This is a genomic window from Paraburkholderia bannensis NBRC 103871 (genome assembly GCF_000685015.1).
In the GTDB taxonomy this organism is placed as follows: domain Bacteria; phylum Pseudomonadota; class Gammaproteobacteria; order Burkholderiales; family Burkholderiaceae; genus Paraburkholderia; species Paraburkholderia bannensis.
This window is the reverse complement of record NZ_BAYA01000012.1, coordinates 205,423-224,590: the sequence shown is the minus strand read 5'-3', so window position 1 is coordinate 224,590 and position 19,168 is coordinate 205,423. Positions and strand designations below refer to the sequence as shown.

16 protein-coding genes are annotated in these 19,168 nt (G+C 65.4%); all 16 read left to right on the top strand.

Annotation, left to right across the window (positions count from 1 at the left end; translation table 11 throughout):
• Positions 1 to 16: 16 nt before the first annotated feature.
• The 16 genes from rsmH to lpxC all read left to right on the top strand — a co-directional run bounded on the left by rsmH (position 17) and on the right by lpxC (position 19,141).
• Positions 17 to 970, top strand: a complete 954-nt coding sequence (gene rsmH, locus BBA01S_RS19935; RefSeq protein WP_084162345.1) for a 16S rRNA (cytosine(1402)-N(4))-methyltransferase RsmH — start codon at positions 17 to 19, stop codon at positions 968 to 970.
• Positions 967 to 1,329, top strand: a complete 363-nt coding sequence (gene ftsL, locus BBA01S_RS19930; RefSeq protein ID WP_027818004.1) for a cell division protein FtsL — start codon at positions 967 to 969, stop codon at positions 1,327 to 1,329. The genes rsmH and ftsL overlap by 4 nt, the downstream gene beginning before the upstream one ends.
• Positions 1,326 to 3,227, top strand: a complete 1,902-nt coding sequence (locus tag BBA01S_RS19925; protein ID WP_027818003.1) for a peptidoglycan D,D-transpeptidase FtsI family protein — start codon at positions 1,326 to 1,328, stop codon at positions 3,225 to 3,227. The genes ftsL and BBA01S_RS19925 overlap by 4 nt, the downstream gene beginning before the upstream one ends.
• Positions 3,224 to 4,789, top strand: coding sequence for a UDP-N-acetylmuramoyl-L-alanyl-D-glutamate--2,6-diaminopimelate ligase (locus BBA01S_RS19920; RefSeq protein WP_027818002.1), 1,566 nt, complete (start codon positions 3,224 to 3,226; stop codon positions 4,787 to 4,789). Before BBA01S_RS19925 ends, BBA01S_RS19920 begins: the two co-directional genes overlap by 4 nt.
• Complete coding sequence (locus BBA01S_RS19915) at positions 4,786 to 6,198, top strand: UDP-N-acetylmuramoyl-tripeptide--D-alanyl-D-alanine ligase (RefSeq protein WP_027818001.1); 1,413 nt, start codon at positions 4,786 to 4,788, stop codon at positions 6,196 to 6,198. The genes BBA01S_RS19920 and BBA01S_RS19915 overlap by 4 nt, the downstream gene beginning before the upstream one ends.
• A 20-nt stretch (positions 6,199 to 6,218) precedes the next feature.
• Complete coding sequence (gene mraY / locus BBA01S_RS19910; protein ID WP_027818000.1) at positions 6,219 to 7,388, top strand: phospho-N-acetylmuramoyl-pentapeptide-transferase; 1,170 nt, start codon at positions 6,219 to 6,221, stop codon at positions 7,386 to 7,388.
• Positions 7,389 to 7,459: 71 nt separating this feature from the next.
• Positions 7,460 to 8,980 (top strand): UDP-N-acetylmuramoyl-L-alanine--D-glutamate ligase, encoded by a 1,521-nt coding sequence (gene murD / locus BBA01S_RS19905; protein ID WP_027817999.1) that lies wholly within the window; start codon positions 7,460 to 7,462, stop codon positions 8,978 to 8,980.
• Positions 8,977 to 10,257, top strand: coding sequence for a putative lipid II flippase FtsW (gene ftsW / locus BBA01S_RS19900; RefSeq protein ID WP_027817998.1), 1,281 nt, complete (start codon positions 8,977 to 8,979; stop codon positions 10,255 to 10,257). The genes murD and ftsW overlap by 4 nt, the downstream gene beginning before the upstream one ends.
• Positions 10,254 to 11,360 carry an undecaprenyldiphospho-muramoylpentapeptide beta-N-acetylglucosaminyltransferase gene (gene murG / locus BBA01S_RS19895; protein ID WP_027817997.1) on the top strand — a complete coding sequence of 369 codons (1,107 nt, stop codon included), beginning with the start codon at positions 10,254 to 10,256 and terminating at the stop codon, positions 11,358 to 11,360. The genes ftsW and murG overlap by 4 nt, the downstream gene beginning before the upstream one ends.
• Positions 11,357 to 12,751, top strand: coding sequence for a UDP-N-acetylmuramate--L-alanine ligase (gene murC / locus BBA01S_RS19890; RefSeq protein ID WP_027817996.1), 1,395 nt, complete (start codon positions 11,357 to 11,359; stop codon positions 12,749 to 12,751). The genes murG and murC overlap by 4 nt, the downstream gene beginning before the upstream one ends.
• A 5-nt stretch (positions 12,752 to 12,756) precedes the next feature.
• On the top strand, positions 12,757 to 13,710 hold the full coding sequence (locus BBA01S_RS19885) for a D-alanine--D-alanine ligase (RefSeq protein ID WP_027817995.1): 954 nt from the start codon (positions 12,757 to 12,759) through the stop codon (positions 13,708 to 13,710).
• A 56-nt stretch (positions 13,711 to 13,766) separates the two neighbouring features.
• Positions 13,767 to 14,522, top strand: coding sequence for a cell division protein FtsQ/DivIB (locus BBA01S_RS19880; protein ID WP_027817994.1), 756 nt, complete (start codon positions 13,767 to 13,769; stop codon positions 14,520 to 14,522).
• A 27-nt stretch (positions 14,523 to 14,549) separates the two neighbouring features.
• A complete protein-coding gene (gene ftsA / locus BBA01S_RS19875; RefSeq protein ID WP_027817993.1) occupies positions 14,550 to 15,782 on the top strand; it encodes a cell division protein FtsA in 1,233 nt (410 codons plus the stop codon).
• A gap of 171 nt (positions 15,783 to 15,953) precedes the next feature.
• Complete coding sequence (gene ftsZ / locus BBA01S_RS19870; protein ID WP_027817992.1) at positions 15,954 to 17,150, top strand: cell division protein FtsZ; 1,197 nt, start codon at positions 15,954 to 15,956, stop codon at positions 17,148 to 17,150.
• A gap of 308 nt (positions 17,151 to 17,458) precedes the next feature.
• A complete protein-coding gene (locus tag BBA01S_RS19865) occupies positions 17,459 to 17,968 on the top strand; it encodes a peroxiredoxin (RefSeq protein ID WP_027817991.1) in 510 nt (169 codons plus the stop codon).
• A 255-nt stretch (positions 17,969 to 18,223) separates the two neighbouring features.
• Positions 18,224 to 19,141 carry a UDP-3-O-acyl-N-acetylglucosamine deacetylase gene (lpxC, locus tag BBA01S_RS19860; protein ID WP_027817990.1) on the top strand — a complete coding sequence of 306 codons (918 nt, stop codon included), beginning with the start codon at positions 18,224 to 18,226 and terminating at the stop codon, positions 19,139 to 19,141.
• Positions 19,142 to 19,168 lie beyond the last annotated feature (27 nt).

Here is a 19,168-nt window from a genome sequence, read left to right as displayed (position 1 = left end):
CGCGGGTAAAAACGCTATGGCATCTGCGATGGGAAACGGATTGCAGCATCGCACGGTGCTGCTCGATGAAGCGGTCGATGCGCTCGTGACGCGCGCGGACGGCGTCTATGTGGACGGCACGTTCGGGCGCGGCGGGCACAGCCGCGCCGTGCTCGGCCGGCTCGCCGAGGGCGGCCGGCTGATCGCGTTCGACAAGGATCCGCTGGCGATCGCCACCGCCGAACAGGTGGGCGACGCGCGGTTTTCTATCGTGCACGAAAGTTTTGCTTCACTGCGCGACGCCATGGCGGAGCGCGGGGTAGGGCGTGTGTCGGGGATTTTGCTGGACCTGGGCGTGTCGTCGCCGCAAATCGACGATCCGGAGCGCGGCTTCAGCTTCCGCGCCAATGGCCCGCTCGACATGCGGATGGACCCGACGCGCGGCGAGTCTGCTGCCGACTGGCTCGCGCGGGCCACGTTGCAGGAACTGACGGAGGTGATTCGAGATTATGGGGAAGAACGGTTTGCTTTTCAGATTGCAAAGGCGCTTGTTGCTCGCCGGGCAGAGTCCGACCGTCTCGGGCCTCTCGACAGCACGGGCGAGCTTGCCCAAATCGTGGCTAACGCCGTCAAAACCCGTGAGAAGGGTAAGGACCCGGCAACCCGCACCTTTCAAGCTATACGGATTCACGTCAATCAAGAGCTTGCGGAGCTGCAGGTCGTTCTAGAAGCAGCACTGTCGTTGCTGGAACAGGGGGGGCGGCTCGTGGTCATCAGCTTTCATTCGCTGGAAGACCGGATTGTGAAGCGGTTCATGCAGGCTAACGCTACGACGCCGGCGATCGATCGCCGTTTGCCGATCCGCGCCGTCGACCTGCCCAGCCCGCCCCTGAAGCTGCTCGGACGCGTGTTCGCAAGCGACGAAGAAGTCGCGGCGAACCCGCGCGCCCGTTCGGCTGTGATGCGCATTGCGGAGCGCATCACGTCATGAATCGCCTGAACATCTTCCTGCTGATTGTCGTCATGGGCTGCGCCTTGTCAGTCGTCAATGCCACCAATCAGCAGCGGCAGATCTTCATTCAGTTGCAACGCGCGCAGTCGCAGGAGCGTCAGCTCCAGCAGGACTACGCGCAGCTTCAATATCAGCAGAGCGCGCTGTCACGGACGTCGCGCGTTGAACAGCTCGCTACCGATTCGCTCAAGATGCAGCCCGTGACGACCGGACGCACGCAATACCTGACGCTCGCACCGGGCGCGGCCACCGCTGTGGACGCGCCTGTGCCCACGTCCGCGCCCGCCATGGCGTCGGCCCCGGCCAGCTCGAACAGCCGTCGTGGGGGCACGCGATGAAAAAAGGCAATAGCCGCAAGAGCGTCGCCTTCAGCGCCAACCCGATTCTCTCGGTGCGCCTGCCGATGTGGCGCTCGAAGCTCGTCGTCTTCATGCTGTTCATGGCGTTCGTCGCGCTCGCTGCGCGCGCGTTCTGGATTCAGGGGCCGGGCAACGCCTTCTATCAGAAGCAGGGCGAGAGCCGCTATCAGCGCACCATCGAACTGCCCGCCACGCGCGGCAAGATTCTCGACCGTAACGGCCTCGTGCTCGCGACGAGCCTGCCCGTGCGCGCGATCTGGGCCATTCCGGAAGCCGTGCCCGACGATCTCGGCGCCGACAAGCTCAACCAGCTCGGCAAGCTGCTCGACATGTCGAGCAAGGACCTGCGCGCCAAGCTCTCCGAAGACAAGACCTTCGTGTACGTGAAGCGTCAGGTGCCGCTCGACGTCGCACAGCAGATCACGGCGCTCGACATTCCGGGCATCTACCAGCGCAACGAATACAAACGTTTCTATCCGGAAGGCGACGTCACGGCCCACTTGATCGGCTTCACCAATGTGGAAGACGAAGGCCAGGAAGGCGTCGAACTGTCGGATCAAAAGATTCTCGCGGGCGTGCCGGGCATCCGTCACGTCATCAAGGATCGCATGGGCCACATCATCGAGGATGTGGACGAGACCGTCGTGCCGCACGATGGCAAGGATGTCGAACTGTCGATCGACAGCAAGATTCAATACATCGCGTATTCGAACCTGAAGGCCGCGGTCGAGAAGTTCAAGGCCAAGGCGGGCGCCGCGATGGTGGTGGACGTGCGCACGGGCGAAGTGCTCGCGCTCGTCAATTACCCGACGTACAACCCGAACGACCGCTCGCACCTGACCGGCGAGCAGCTGCGCAACCGCATTCTCACGGACGTGTTCGAACCGGGCTCGATCATGAAGCCGTTCACGGTGTCGCTGGCCCTGGATTTGCACCGCGTCTCGCCGACTACACTGGTGGATACGGGCGCGGGCCACTTCACCCTCGACGGCGCGACGATTACCGACGATGCCGGTTTTGGCGTGCTGACGGTGGGCGGCGTGATCCAGAAGTCGTCGAACATCGGCGCGACCAAGATCGCGATGACGCTCCGGCCCGAAGAAATGTGGAACATGTACACCAGCATCGGTCTCGGCCAGGCGCCGAAGGTCGGGTTCCCCGGCGCGGCGCCAGGACGTCTGCGTCCGTGGAAAAGCTGGCGCCGCATCGAGCAGGCGACGATGTCGTACGGCTACGGCCTGTCGGTGTCGCTGTTCCAGCTCGCGCGTGCGTACACGGCCATCGCGCACGACGGCCAGATCCTGCCCGTGTCGATCTTCCGTCATCCTGGCGACGATCAGCCGGTGATCGGCACCCAGGTGTTCGCGCCGACGACCGCGCGCGAAGTGCGCACGATGCTCGAAAGCGTGGTGTCGAAGCAGGGCACGTCGCCCGATGCAGCGGTGCCTGGCTACCGCGTGGGCGGCAAGTCGGGTACGGCGTATAAACACGGCCCGCACGGCTACGACCGCTCGAAATACCGCGCCTCGTTTGTCGGCATGGCGCCGATGCCCAATCCGCGCATCGTGGTCGCCGTGACGGTCGACGAGCCGACGGCGGGCAGCCACTTCGGCGGTGCGGTGTCGGGGCCGGTGTTCTCGGGCATCGTCGGCGATACGCTGCGCTCGCTCAACGTGCCGCCCGACATGCCGGTCAAGCAACTCGTCGTGTCCGACGACAGCGCGTCGTCCACGGCGGTCGCGAATGCGCCGGCCGCAGCGAAAGCGCCGGCAGCGCCCGCAAAGCACGTCGCTTCGGCGAGCGGCAAGAGCCCGTCCGCCGCGCACCACATGACCGTCGCCGATAACGCGAAAACCCGACCCGGAGTCGTCCGATGAGCGCCACGCGCACCCAGCATCCCGCGCACCGGCAGATCGCGGACGCACTCGCGTGGCTGCGCGCGCGCGTCGCGAGCGCCGCCAACCTGCACGCCGATACGCGTTCGCTCCAGCCGGGCGACGTGTTCCTCGCCTACGCCGTCGAAGGTGCGGATAACCGTTCGCATATCGAAAACGCGCTCGCGCGCGGCGCGGCCGCCGTGCTCTATCAGCCGGAAGGCTATAGCGCGCAGTTCGACGCCTCGCAGGCGCAGAACGCGCTCGCCGTGCTGCAACTCGACGTGCTGGCGGGCGAAATCGCCAGCGGCTGGTACGGCGATCCGAGCGACGCGATGCTCGTGGTCGGCGTGACCGGCACCAATGGCAAGACCTCGTGCAGCCAGTGGGTCGCATCGGCGCTGTCGGCCATCGGCCAGAAGTGCGCGATCGTCGGCACGCTCGGCAGCGGCTTTGTCGGCCAGCTCGTGCATACCGGCTTCACGACGCCCGACGCGCCGCAGTTGCAGCGCTCGCTTGCGCAATTGCGTCAGCAGGGCGCGCAGGCCGTGGCGATGGAAGTGTCCTCGCATGCGCTGCATCAGGGCCGCGTCAACGGCACCTCGTTCGATATCGCGATCTTCACGAATCTCACGCAGGATCACCTCGACTATCACCGCACCTTCGAAGCCTACGAGGCGGCGAAGGCGCGTCTGTTCGCCTGGCCGGGCCTGCGCGCCGCGGTCATCAACGCCGACGACGCAGCGGGCCGTCGCCTGATCGCCGCCACGCGCGGCGCGGCGCGAACGATTGCCTACAGCATCGAAACGCCCGCCGCCGACGCACCGGTCGCCGACGCCTGGCTGCGTGCGAAAGACGTGCGCGCGACCGCGACCGGCACCGCGTTCCATCTGGAAACGTCGGACTGGGGTGAAGCGAATATCGAGGTGCAGACGCTCGGGTTGTTCAACGTGAGCAACCTGCTCGGCGTGCTGGGCGCGCTGCTGGCGGCAAACGTGCCGCTCGTCGCCGCGCTCAACGAAATCTCGAAGCTGCAGCCGGTCAATGGCCGCATGGAGCGCCTGGGCGGCCGCGCCGATCACGACGAACCGCTCGTCGTGATCGACTACGCGCACACGCCCGACGCGCTCGAAAAAACGCTCGAAGCGCTGCGCCCGATCGCGGCGGCGCGCGGCGGCCGCCTGATCTGCATGTTCGGCTGCGGCGGCGACCGCGACGCGACCAAGCGCCCGCTGATGGGCGCGATCGCCGAGCGTCTCGCCGATCAAACCGTCGTGACGAGCGACAACCCGCGCAGCGAAGCGCCGGCCGCGATCATCGACCAGATCGTCGGCGGCATGCGCGAAGGTGCGAAGGCGCGCCGCATCGAGGATCGCGCAAGCGCAATCCTGCAGGCGGTGCGCGGCGCGGCCAAGGAAGACGTCATCGTGCTGGCCGGCAAGGGGCACGAGGCAACCCAGGAAATCATGGGCAAGAAGCGCGCGTTCTCCGACCAGGATCACGCGCGCCTTGCCCTCGCAGCCCGTCCGACTTCCGATCGGCATGGGCGCGGAGGCGGTGAATGACAATGCTTTCCCTGCGCGAAGCAGCGGCGCTGATTCCCGGCGCGAGCGTACTCGGCGACGAGAACGTCACCTTCGAGCGCATCTCGACCGATAGCCGCACGACTGGCCCCGGCGACCTGTTCGTCGCGCTCAAGGGCGACCGGTTCGATGCGCACGACTTCCTGGCCGACGTGGCGGCCCGCCACGTGAGCGCGGCGCTCGTCTCGCGCAGCCCCGGCGACTGGCGCGTTCCCGCACTGCGCGTGGACGACACGCGCGCGGCGCTGGGCGCGCTGGCACTCGGCTGGCGGCGTCGGTTCGCGATGCCGCTCGTCGCGGTAACGGGCAGCAACGGCAAGACCACGGTCAAGGAAATGATCGCGTCGATCTTCGCCGCTGCGGTGGGCGAGGACGCGCGCCTGGCGACCGCGGGCAACCTGAACAACGACATCGGCGTGCCGCTTACGCTGCTGCGCTTGAGTGCTGCACACCAGCTCGCCGTGGTCGAGCTCGGCATGAATCATCCCGGCGAAACCGACCTGCTCGCGAAATTCGCCGAGCCGACCGTGGCCGTGGTGAACAACGCACAGCGCGAGCACCAGGAATTCATGGCGACAGTCGAAGCCGTCGCCCTCGAACACGCGAGCGTGATTCACGCGCTCAAGCCCGAAGGCACGGCCGTGTTTCCCGCCGACGACGCCTACGCAGGCATCTGGCGCGTGGCCGCGACGGGCTCGCAGATTCTCGACTTCGCGCTGCACACGGACGAGCGTGCAGTCGATGCAGCGGTGACGGGCAAGCTCAGCGGCTCGCGTCTTTCGGTCGCGACGCCCGACGGTCACCTCGAAGTCGAACTGAAAGTGCTCGGCGCACACAACGCGCACAACGCGCTCGCGGCCACGGCGGCGGCGATTGCGGCAGGCGTGCCGCTCGAAGCGATCCGTCGCGGGCTCGAAGCATTCGAGCCGGTCAAGGGCCGTTTGCAGGTCAAATGCGCAGCGCTTGCGGAACTTGCTGGCGCAAAGGTGATCGATGACACCTACAACGCGAACCCCGATTCCGTGCGCGCGGCCATCGACGTGCTCGCCTCGCACACTGCACCGCGCGTGCTGGTGCTGGGCGACATGGGCGAAGTCGGCGACAACGGCCCGGCGTTCCACCGCGAGGTGGGCGCCTATGCGAAGGAGCGCGGCATCGACGCGCTGTACACGCTCGGCGACGCCGCACGCGACATCTCGACGGCCTTCGGCGCCAACGCGCTGCATGCCGCCGACGTGAGCGAGCTGGTTCGCGCACTCGCTGGCGCCGGTTACGGCTCCGGCGCAACGATTCTCGTCAAGGGCTCGCGCTTCATGCAGATGGAGCGCGTCGTGGCCGCATTGACGAACCCGCAACCCACCGCACCGGACGCAGCGTCCGGCGCGCACTGATTTACTAAGGAATACAAGGCATGCTACTGGCGCTGGCGCAATGGCTGCAGAATGACGCAAGCTTCTTGCGCGTGTTCAGTTATCTGACGTTCCGTGCGGTGATGGCGACCATCACCGCGATGGCTATTGGGCTCTTCCTGGGGCCTTGGGTCATTCGCAAGCTCACCGAAATGAAGGTCGGCCAGGCCGTGCGCACGGACGGCCCGCAGACTCACCTCGTGAAGTCCGGCACGCCCACCATGGGCGGCATCCTGATCCTGCTGGGCATCGCCGTCGCCACGCTGCTGTGGGGCGATCTCTCGAACCGCTTCATCTGGATCGTGATGCTGGTGACGTTCGGCTTCGGCGCGATCGGCTGGGTCGACGACTATCGCAAGGTGGTCTACAAGGATCCGCGCGGGATGTCGTCGCGCGAAAAGTACTTCTGGCAGTCGGTGATCGGTCTGTTTGCCGCGGTGTATCTCGCCTTCAGCGTGTCCGAAGCGAATAACGTGCGCGTGTTCGACCTGTTCATGGCATGGGTGCGCAGCGGCCTGTCGATGGGCCTGCCCGCGCGTGCCGACCTGCTGCTGCCGTTCCTCAAGTCGATGACGTATCCGCTGGGCGTGTGGGGTTTCATCGCGCTCACGTATTTCGTGATTGTCGGTGCAAGCAATGCGGTGAACCTGACCGACGGCCTCGACGGTCTCGTCATCATGCCGGTCGTGCTGGTGGGCGCGTCGCTGGGCGTGTTCGCGTACGTGATGGGCAGCTCGGTCTATTCGAAGTACCTGCTGTTCCCGCACATTCCGGGCGCGGGCGAATTGCTGATCTTCTGCTCGGCGATGGGCGGGGCGGGGCTGGCGTTCCTCTGGTTCAACACGTATCCCGCGCAGGTGTTCATGGGCGACGTGGGCGCGCTTGCGCTCGGCGGCGCGCTCGGCACCATCGCCGTGATCGTGCGCCAGGAAATCGTGCTCTTCATCATGGGCGGCATCTTCGTCGCGGAAACGCTTTCCGTGATGCTGCAGGTCACGTGGTTCAAGTACACGAAAAAACGTTATGGCGAAGGCCGCCGCATCTTCAAGATGGCGCCGCTGCATCACCATTTCGAACTGTCGGGCTGGAAGGAAACGCAGGTGGTCGTGCGCTTCTGGGTCATCACGCTGATGCTGTGCCTCATCGGTCTGTCGACGCTGAAGCTGCGTTGATCGGGCTGCGTTGATCAGACTGCGTTGAGCGACGCAACGTTTTTCACTTTGCCTACTTAGGAAAGCAAGCAATGTTTGGCGAGAAGTTTCGGGATCGGCAAAAGCCGATGGTGCTCGTGCTGGGACTCGGCGAATCGGGTCTCGCGATGGCGCGTTGGTGCGCGCGGCAGGGTTGCCGCCTGCGCATCGCCGACACGCGCGAGACGCCGCCCGGACTGGCCGAACTCGCCAAGCACGGCATCGATCCCGCGAACTTCGTCGGCGGCGCGTTTTCGACGGCGCTGCTCGAAGGCGTCGAAATCGTCGCCATCAGCCCGGGCCTGTCGCCGCTCGCCGACGACCTCGTGCCGCTGATCGCCGCCGCGCGCGAACAGGGCATTGAAGTCTGGGGCGAACTCGAACTGTTCGCCCAGGCGCTGCGCCATCTGGGCGAAAGCGGCTACGCACCGAAGGTGCTGGCGATCACCGGCACGAACGGCAAGACCACCACGACGAGCCTGACCGGCATGCTCTGCGAGCGCGCCGGCAAGACCGTGGCGGTCGCGGGCAACATCAGCCCGGCGATGCTCGACAAGCTGGCCGAAGCCATCGACAACACCGCGCTGCCCGACGTCTGGGTGCTCGAACTGTCGAGCTTCCAGCTGGAAACCGCGCACACCTTCGAACCCGACGCGGCCACCGTTCTCAACATCACGCAGGATCACCTTGACTGGCACGGCGGGCTCGACGCCTACGCAGCCGCGAAGGGCCGCATTTTCGGCGCGCAGACCGTGCGCGTGCTCAACCGCGACGACGCACGCGTGATGTCGCTCGCGCGCGTGAAGGACAGCGGCGAGGCGCGCGTGGTGACCTTCGGCGTCAACGAGCCGCAGCGCGACGGCGACTTCGGCCTCTCGCGCGACAACGGCATGCAGTGGCTCGTGCAGGCGCACGACCGCGACGCCATCGACGAACCGGTTTCTGCGCGCCGCCGCAAGCAGCTCGACGCCGCGCCCGTGAACCTGGCCATGAAGCGCCTGATGCCCGTCGACGCGCTGCGCATCCGCGGCCTGCACAACGCGGCCAACGCGCTGGCGGCCTTTGCACTGGCCCGCGCGATCGATCTTTCACCCGCGGCGCTGCTGCACGGCCTGCGCGAATATCGCGGCGAGCCGCATCGCGTCGAACTGATCGCATCGGTCGACGGCATTGACTACGTCGACGACAGCAAGGGCACCAATGTCGGCGCGACCGTTGCAGCGCTCGACGGCCTCGCGCAGCGCGCGGTGTTGATCGCGGGCGGCGACGGCAAGGGCCAGGACTTCGATCCGCTGGCGGCGCCCGTGGCGCGCTGGTGCCGTGCAGTCATGCTGATCGGCCGCGACGCGCCGAAGATTCGCGCGGCGCTCGAAGGCACTGGCATCGCGCTCAGCGATCACGGCACGCTCGAAGAAGCCACGCGTGCGGCCACCGCGCTCGCCGAACCCGGCGACGTCGTGCTGCTCTCGCCCGCATGCGCGAGCTTCGACATGTTCAAGGGCTACGCCCACCGCGCCGCCGTGTTCAACGACACGGTGCAAGCCATCGCCGCAGAACGGGGGACGACGATATGAGCTGGTCAGAGCGATTCGGCACGCGTCTGTCGCGCGAGGCGAGCGGCGGCTCGGCCGATCACGGCAGCTCGCTGGGTTCGGCCGGCGCACGCACGAGCGGCATTTCGAGCGCCGTGAATGGCGCGCGTCCTGGGCGCTCGCGCATGCTCGACTACGACTACTCGCTGCTGTGGGCCGTGATTGCGCTGCTGGGTCTGGGCGTGGTGATGGTTTATTCGGCGTCGATCGCCATGCCCGATTCGCCCAAGTACGCGTCGTACCGCGACTGGGCGTTCCTCGCGCGCCACCTGGTGTCGCTGCTGGTTGCCGCCGTCGCGGCGGTCGTGGCGTTCCGCATTCCCGTGTCCGTGTGGGAGCGCTACGCGCCCAAGCTCTTTCTGATCGCGCTGGCGATGCTCGTGGTCGTGCTGATTCCGCACATCGGCAAGGGCGTGAACGGCGCGCGGCGCTGGATTCCGCTCGGCATCACCAATATGCAGCCGTCGGAAATCATGAAGCTCGCGGTGACGGTCTATGCGGCGAACTACACGGTGCGCAAGCAGGAATTCATGCACAGCTTCGGCAAGGGCTTCTTGCCGATGGCGTTCGCGGTCGGCGTCGTGGGCGCGCTGCTGCTGCTCGAACCCGACATGGGCGCGTTCATGGTGATCGCGGCGATCGCGATGGGCGTGCTGTTCCTCGGCGGCGTGAACGGCAAGCTGTTCGGCGGCCTCGTGCTGACGGCGGTGGGCACCTTCACGATGCTCGTGTGGCTGTCGCCGTGGCGTCGCGAGCGGATCTTTGCTTACCTCGATCCGTGGGACGACCGTTACGCGCAGGGCAAGGCCTATCAGCTTACCCACTCGCTGATCGCGTTCGGGCGCGGCGAATGGTTCGGCGTGGGTCTGGGCGGCAGCGTCGAAAAGCTCAACTACCTGCCCGAAGCGCATACCGACTTCATCCTGGCCGTGATCGGCGAGGAACTCGGTTTCGTCGGCGTGATGATCGTGATTCTGCTGTTCTACTGGATCGTGCGTCGCGCGTTCGAGATCGGCCGTCAGGCGCTCGCGCTCGACCGCACCTTTGCGGGCCTGGTCGCGAAGGGGCTTGGCGTGTGGTTCGGCGCGCAGGCGTTCATCAACATGGGCGTGAATCTCGGCCTGTTGCCGACCAAGGGCCTGACGCTGCCGCTCGTGAGCTACGGCGGCTCGGGCATTTTGCTGAACTGTATTGCGGTGGCCCTGCTGTTGAGAGTCGATTACGAAAACCGGGTATTGATGCGCGGAGGCAAGGTATGACCGCTCCGCAAACCCGCACGCTCATGGTGATGGCCGGTGGCACCGGGGGACACGTGTTTCCGGGGCTCGCCGTTGCGCATCGCATGCAGGAGTGGGGCTGGCGCGTGGTGTGGCTCGGCAATCCCGCAGGCATGGAAGCGACGCTGGTGCCCAAACACGGCATCCCGATGGAATACGTGCGCTTTGGCGGCGTGCGCGGCAAGGGCCTCAAGACCAAGCTGATGCTGCCGTTGAACATGCTGCGCGCGTGCACGCAGAGCCTTGAGGCGCTGCGCCGCGTGAAGCCCGATGTGGTGCTCGGCATGGGCGGCTACATCACGTTCCCGGCGGGCGTGATGAGCGCGCTGTCGGGCCGCCCGCTCGTGCTGCACGAGCAGAATTCGATCGCGGGTCTCGCGAACAAGGTGCTGGCGAAACTCGCGAAGCGTGTGCTCGTGGCGTTCCCCGGCGCGCTGCCGCACGGCGAATGGACGGGCAATCCGATCCGCGCCGAACTCGAACACGTCGTGCAGCCGAAGGATCGCTACGCGCAGCGCAGCGGCCCGTTGCGCGTGCTGGTCGTGGGCGGCAGCCTGGGCGCTGCGGCGCTCAACGAAGTCGTGCCGCGCGCGCTGTCGATGCTTGCGCCGGCCGAGCGTCCGGAGGTCGTGCACCAGGCGGGCGCGAAGCACATCGACGCTTTGCGACAGAACTATCTCGACGCTGGTATCGAACCGGGTGAAGCGGCGCAACTGGTGCCCTTCATCGACGATATGGCGAGCGCCTACGAAAACGCGGATCTCGTGATCTGCCGCTCGGGCGCGATGACGGTGGCCGAAGTCGCGGCCGTGGGCGTGGCGGCGCTGTTCGTGCCGTTCCCCTACGCGGTGGACGACCACCAGACCACCAACGCGGCGTTCCTCGCGCAAGAGGGCGCGGCGCGCGTGGTGCAGCAGCGCGAGTTGTCGGCAGACGCCCTCGCGGACTGGCTCAAGCAGCAAACCCGGCAATCGCTGGCAGAAATGGCAGAGCGCGCCCGCGCGCTCGCAAAACCCGACGCCGCCGAACAGGTCGCGCGCATCTGCGCGGCCGCGGCGGGCGTAGTAGCGGGAGGAAAGCAATGAAACACATCGTCAAACACATCCATTTCGTCGGCATCGGCGGCGCGGGCATGAGCGGCATCGCCGAAGTGCTCGTCAATCTCGGCTATCACGTGAGCGGCTCGGATCTCGCGAAAAACGCGGTCACCGACCGCCTCGCCGCGCTTGGCGCGCGCATCGCGATCGGCCATGCCGAAGAGAACATCGAAGGCGCGAACGCCGTGGTCGTCTCGACTGCCGTGCGCAGCGACAACCCCGAAGTGCTGGCCGCGCGCCATCGCCGCATTCCCATCGTGCCGCGCGCCGTGATGCTCGCGGAGCTGATGCGCCTCAAGCAAGGCATCGCCATTGCAGGCACGCACGGCAAGACCACGACCACGTCGCTGGTGGCGAGCGTGCTGGCGGCGGGCGGGCTCGATCCGACTTTCGTGATCGGCGGCCGCCTGATCAGCGCGGGCGCGAACGCGCGTCTGGGCACCGGCGACTTCATCGTCGCGGAAGCCGACGAGTCGGACGCCTCGTTCCTGAATCTCTTCCCGGTGATCGAAGTCATCACGAACATCGACGCCGATCACATGGACACCTACGGGCACGACTTCGCGCGCCTGAAGCAGGCGTTCATCGAATTCACGCACCGCCTGCCGTTCTACGGCATTGCGGTGCTGTGCGTCGACGATCCGAACGTGAAGGAAATCCTGCCGTTCGTGTCGAAGCCGATCATCCGTTACGGCTTCGCGCCCGATGCGCAGGTGCGCGCCGTCAACGCGGTCGCGCGCGACGGAAAAATGTATTTCACGGTAATGCGCGAAGATGCACCGCCGCTCGATATCGTGCTGAACCTGCCGGGCGACCACAACGTGCAGAACGCGCTCGCGGCCATCGCGATTGCGACCGAACTCGAAGTGAAGGACGAGGACATCCAGCGTGCGCTCGCCGAATTCAACGGCGTCGGGCGACGTTTCCAGCGTTACGGCGAAATTCCGGTCAACGGCGGCGGCACTTACACGTTGATCGACGACTATGGCCACCATCCGGTGGAAATGGCGGCGACGATTGCAGCCGCGCGTGGCGCGTTCCCGGGCCGCCGTCTCGTGCTCGCGTTCCAGCCGCACCGCTATACGCGCACGCGCGACTGCTTCGAAGATTTCGTGCGCGTGCTGTCGACGACCGATGCGCTCGTGCTGAGCGACGTCTACGCGGCCGGCGAAGCGCCGATCGTGGCGGCGGACGGCCGTGCTTTGGCGCGCGCGATCCGCGTCGCCGGGAAGGTCGAGCCGGTGTTTATCGAGACAGTGGATGAGATGCCGGACGCGCTGGCCGCGGTGGTTCGCGACGGCGACGTGGTGATTACGATGGGCGCGGGTTCGATCGGCGGTGTGCCGGGCCGGATCGCGCAACAGGAACAGAAGGCGTGAGTGACATGAGCAGCATCGACCCGAAATTCGATCCGAAGCAGTTTGGCAAGGTAGCGGTTCTGCTGGGCGGCGTGTCCGCCGAGCGCGCAGTGTCGCTCAAGTCCGGCTCGCTGGTGCTTCAGGCGCTCCAGCAAGCGGGCATCGACGCGCACGCGTTCGATCCGTCCGAGCGTCCGCTGTCGGCGCTCAAGGACGAAGGCTTCGTGCGCGCGTTCAACGCGCTGCATGGCGGTTATGGCGAGAACGGCCAGATCCAGGGCGCGCTCGACTTTTACGGCATCCGTTACACGGGTACGGGTGTGCTGGGATCGGCGCTCGGTCTGGACAAGTTCCGCAGCAAGCTGGTGTGGCAGCAGCTCGGCATCCCGACGCCGCCGTTCGTCGCCGTGCTGCGTGGCGACGATTACGCCGCTGCGGCGCCTGGCATCGTTGCGAAGCTCGGCCTGCCGCTGTTCGTGAAGCCCGCGAGCGAAGGGTCGAGCGTGGCCGTCATCAAGGTGAAGACCGAAGCCGACCTCGTGCCGGCCATCGTCGAAGCCGCGAAGCACGACAAGATCGTGCTGGTGGAAAAGAGCATCGAAGGCGGTGGCGAATATACGGCCTGCGTCGCGGGCGACCTCGACCTGCCGATCATCAAGATCGTGCCGGCGGGCGAGTTCTACGACTACGACGCGAAGTACATCCTCGACACGACGCAGTACCTGATTCCGTGCGGCGTCGCGCCCGAGAAAGAAGCCGAACTGAAGAAGCTCGCGCGCCGCGCGTTCGACGTGCTCGGCTGCACCGACTGGGGCCGCGCCGATTTCATGATGGACGCAGCGGGCAACCCGTATTTCCTCGAAGTGAACACGGCGCCTGGCATGACCGATCACTCGCTGCCGCCGAAGGCCGCGCGCTCGGTCGGCATCGAGTACCGCGACCTCGTGGTGCGCGTGCTGGCGCTGACGCTCAAAGACTGATCTCGCCTCAAAGAGTGAACCAACGGACTGAATCGACGGATTGAACCGACGCCGACATGTGGAATAACGTACGCCAGCTCAACCTCGCCGCCAACGCGTTGCACGCGCTGCTCGTGCTCGCGCTTCTGGTGGCCGGCTGCTACTGGCTGGTGCAGCGGCCGAACTTCGCGCTGCGCGAAATCCGCATCGAGGGGGACACCGAGCACATCAACGCGCCCACGGTGCGCGCGAGCGTGGTCGGACGCCTGAAGGGCAACTTCTTCACCGTCGATCTCGACACGGCGCGCGCTGCCTTCGAACAGATGCCGTGGGTGCGCCATGCGAGCGTGCGCCGCGTCTGGCCGAACGTGCTGGCGGTGTCGCTCGAAGAGTACAAGCCGCTCGGCACGTGGGGCAGCGACCAGCTCGTGAGCACCGACGGCGAACTGTTCACCGCGAACCAGGGCGAGCTCGACGAAGACCTGCCTGCGTTCGACGGCCCGGACGGCACGGCGCCCGAAGTCGTCGCGCGTTATCGCGACTTCGTGAAGTGGTTTGCGCCGCTCGGTCTCGAACCGGACGAAGTGACGCTGACGCCGCGCTACGCGTGGACGGTGAAGCTCTCGAACGGCATGCAGGTGGAACTCGGTCGCGAACGCAACGCGGACACACTCGCGGAACGCTCGCATCGCCTCATCGCCGCGTGGTCGGCGCTCACGCAACGTTGGGGGAAAGACATCGAATATGCGGATTTGCGCTATCCGAACGGTTTTGCGATTCGGGCGGCGGGCATGCGCTTCATTAGCGATACGCCCGGCCCGGGCAAGAAGTAACAGCACATCACACGCAACGAGCACGATATGAGTAAAGACTATAAGGATCTGCTGGTCAGCCTCGACATCGGGACGTCGAAGGTGGTGGCCGTCGTCGCTGAAATGAAAAGCGATGGCCACTACGAGGTGATCGGCCTCGGCCAGGCCGAATCGAAAGGTCTCAAGAAGGGCGTGGTGGTGAACATCGAGGCCACGGTGCAGTCTATCCAGCGTGCGCTCGAAGAAGCGGAACTCATGGCCGACTGCAAGATCACTAACGTGTTCACCGGCATCGCAGGCAGCCATATCCGCAGCTTCAACTCGAGCGGCATGGTCGCCATCAAGGAGAAGGAAGTCACGCAGACGGACGTCGCGCGCGTGATCGAAACGGCCAAGGCGATCAACATCCCGACCGACCAGCAGGTGCTGCATATCCTCACGCAGGAATTCATCATCGACGGTCAGGAAGATGTGCGCGAGCCGATCGGCATGAGCGGCATTCGCCTGGAAGTGAAGGTGCACATCGTCACGGGCGCGGTCAGCGCGGCGCAGAACATCGTGAAGTGCGTGCGCCGTTGCGGCCTCGAAGTGAACGACCTGATTTTGCAGCCGCTGGCGTCGTCGCTGGCGGTGCTCACCGACGACGAGAAGGAACTCGGCGTGGTGCTGGTGGACGTGGGCGGCGGCACGACCGATATCGCGATCTTCAGCGAAGGCGCGATCCGTCACACGGCCGTGATTCCGATTGCGGGCGACCAGGTGACGAGCGACATCGCGATGGCGCTGCGCACGCCGACGCCCGACGCGGAAGACATCAAGGTCAGCTACGGCATCGCGAAGCAGGCGCTCGCCGATCCGGACGAAATGATCGAAGTGCCAGGCCTTGGCGAGCGCGGCCCGCGCACGCTGTCGCGCCAGGCGCTCGCTGCGGTGATCGAGCCGCGCGTGGAAGAACTGTTCTCGCTCGTGCAGCAGGTGGTGCGCGAGTCGGGCTATGAGGAATTGCTCAGTTCGGGCGTCGTGCTGACGGGCGGCGCCGCGATGATGCCGGGCATGGTGGAACTGGGCGAGGACATTTTCCTCAAGCCGGTGCGCATTGGCGTGCCGGAGTACGCGGGCGGTCTCGCCGACGTCGTGCGCAATCCGCGCTATTCGACGGCGATGGGCCTGCTCGTGGAGGGCCGCGCGCAGCGTATGCGCGGTCGCAAGGTTGCTGTGCAGTCGGGGTCGATGGGCCAGGTCTTCACTCGCATGAAGGACTGGTTCCTCGGCAACTTCTGATGCTGTGATCTGCGCGAACCAAACGCGCAAATTAGACGCAAAGCAGACGCAAAGGCAGAACGCAGGGACCGAATACGCGCTGGTGACGGCGGCTGGCGCGCAGGGAAGGGTTGCCCGACTCTCCCCTGAATAACGCCGAGGAGCGGAAATCTTTTTCTTGACGGAGGCAACATGGAATTCCAGATGCTGGAAACGGAAACCAACGGCACCATCATCAAGGTGGTGGGCGTAGGTGGCGCTGGCGGCAATGCCGTGCAGCACATGATCAATCGTGGCGTGCAGGGCGTCGACTTCATCGTGATGAACACGGACGCCCAGGCGCTCTCGCGTTCGCGCGCGCCGGCTGTGATCCAGCTCGGCAACACGGGTCTGGGCGCTGGCGCCAAGCCGGAAATGGGCCGCGCGGCAGCTGAAGAAGCCCGCGAGCGCATCGCAGACTCGCTGCTGGGCGCGCACATGGTGTTCATCACCGCCGGCATGGGCGGCGGCACTGGTACGGGTGCAGCACCCGTGGTCGCGCAGATCGCCAAGGAAATGGGCATTCTCACGGTTGGTGTCGTGAGCAAGCCGTTTGAATTCGAAGGTGGCAAGCGCATGCGCGTGGCGGAAGCCGGCTCGCAGCAACTGGAGGATCACGTCGACTCGCTGATCGTCGTCCTGAACGACAAGCTGTTCGACGTGATGGGCGATGACGCCGAGATGGACAAGTGCTTCCAGTGCGCGGACGACGTTCTGAACAACGCAGTTGCCGGTATCGCTGAAATCATCAACGTCGACGGTCTGGTGAACGTCGACTTTGAAGACGTGAAGACGGTGATGGGCGAGCAGGGCAAGGCGATGATGGGCACGGCGACGGTTGCCGGCGTCGATCGCGCACGTCTGGCCGCAGAACAGGCGGTCGCAAGCCCGCTGCTCGAAGGCGTCGATCTGTCGGGCGCGCGTGGCGTGCTGGTCAACATCACGTCGAGCCGTTCGCTGCGTCTGTCGGAAACGCGTGAAGTCATGAACACCATCAAGAGCTACGCGGCGGAAGACGCCACGGTGATCTTCGGTGCCGTGTACGACGACGCGATGGGCGACGCACTGCGCGTGACGGTCGTGGCGACGGGTCTGGGCCGCGCGGCAGCAACGCGCCAGCAGGCTGCGCCGATGACGCTGCTGCGTACGGGCACGGACAACCATCCGGTTGCCGCCGCTCAGCATTCCTACGCACCGCCGCAGACGCAAGGCGCTGACTACGGCGCGCTCGACACGCCGGCAGTCTGGCGCACGTCGCGCGACACCGCGGCCTCGCACGTGCAGGCGCTGCAGGAAAAGGGCGTCGATACGTACGACATCCCGGCGTTCCTGCGCAAGCAGGCCGACTAAGGTCTGCTCAGGCGGACTGCGCGACGAGCGAGTTCTGGCTGCGGCGCCGGGCACAGCGGTACGGTGCCCGTCCGCGGACGGAGCGTTCGGCATGATTGCGATGATGGCTAACGAGACCCGCAAGGCCGCATCCACCAGGATGCACGGCCGGGACGCGTGCCCGCTGCGCTTTAGGTGCCTTAGTTGCTTAAGTCGCTTAAGCGGCTTTAGTGCGACGATGCGGCACGGCGTATGCGCGCGGTCTTGAACGCGCTGTCGCATGCCATGACGAATGCAGACGTTTAGCGCATCGATGTGAAGGACGAGTGATGATCAAACAGGGTGATACGCTGCCCGACGCCACGCTCTTCGAATTGATCGAAGACGAGCGCGCGGGCTGCACGCTGGGGCCGAACAGCTTCAGCGTGCGTGAGCAAACGGCGGGCAAACGTGTGGTGATCTTCGGATTGCCGGGCGCGTTTACGCCCACGTGCTCCGCGAAACACGTACCGGGTTATGTCGAGCAGTACGAAGCGTTACGCGCGGCGGGCATCGACGAAATCTGGTGCGTGTCCGTCAACGACGCGTTCGTGATGGGCGCGTGGGGGCGAGATCAGCGGACCTCGGGCAAGGTACGCATGATGGCCGACGGCAGCGCGGCGTTCACTCGTGCACTCGGTCTGGATCAGGATCTGTCGGCGCGTGGCATGGGCATACGATCCCAGCGCTACGCCATGGTGATCGACGACGGCGTGGTCAAGACGCTGAACGTCGAGGCGCCCGGCAAATTCGAAGTCAGCGATGCCGCGAGCATACTCGCCACGTTGAGCCCGACATGAGCGCCCAGGCCGCGCTTGCGTTGCCGCAATGCAACGGGCCGGCAGGGTAAATGTGACGGGCTATTACTACCAGCCGTGCGGGCCGATGGCCGGGAACGCCTCCGTTCCGGCCATCGGCCCGTCGTCCATCCCAACGGAGTAACGTGGGGAAACAGATTGTCACGCCCCGGACGACGACGGACATGCCAGACTTGGAGTATAATTCGTCCTATGAGTTAAAAAGTCCCGATTGGGATTTTCAATGAGTAGAACACTATGTTGAAGCAGCGAACCATCAAATCGATCGTGAAAACGGTTGGCATCGGCCTGCACTCGGGCCGCAAGGTCAATCTGACGCTACGCCCGGCGGCGCCGGACACGGGCATCGTGTTTTCGCGCGTGGATTTGCCGAACCCGGTGGACATCCCCGCGTCGGCGATGGCGATTGGCGATACGCGCCTCGCCTCGGTGCTGCAAAAGGACGGCGCACGCGTCTCGACGATCGAGCACTTGATGTCGGCGTGCGCGGGTCTTGGCATCGACAACCTTTATATCGACGTGACCGCGGAAGAAATCCCGATCATGGACGGCAGCGCATCGTCGTTCGTGTTCCTGATCCAGTCGGCGGGCATCGAAGAACAGAACGCAGCCAAGAAGTTCATCAAGGTGAAGAAGACCGTGGAAGTGCGCGATGGCGACAAGTTCGCGCGCCTCGATCCGTTCTTCGGCTTCAAGCTCAAGTTCACCATCGACTTCCGTCATCCGGCGGTCGACAAGACGGGCCAGGCGCTCGAAGTCGACTTCGCGAACACCTCGTACGTGCGTGAAATCGCTCGTGCCCGCACGTTCGGCTTCGCGCATGAAGTCGAAATGATGCGCGAACTGGGTCTCGCGCGCGGCGGCAGCATGGATAACGCGATCGTGCTGGACGAGTACCGCATTTTGAACAACGACGGACTGCGTTACGACGACGAGTTCGTGAAGCACAAGATGCTGGACGCGATTGGCGACCTTTATGTGGTCGGCCATCCGCTGCTGGCGTCGTACGACGCGTACAAGTCGGGCCACGGCCTGAACAACGCGCTGTTGCGCGAACTGCTGGCGCACGAAGATGCGTATGAAATCGTCACCTTCGACGATGCGCAAAAGGCGCCGCGCGGGTTCGCTTTCGATGCGCAGGCGGCGTTTGCCTGATCGGCGTCAAGCACGCGATAAAACGAA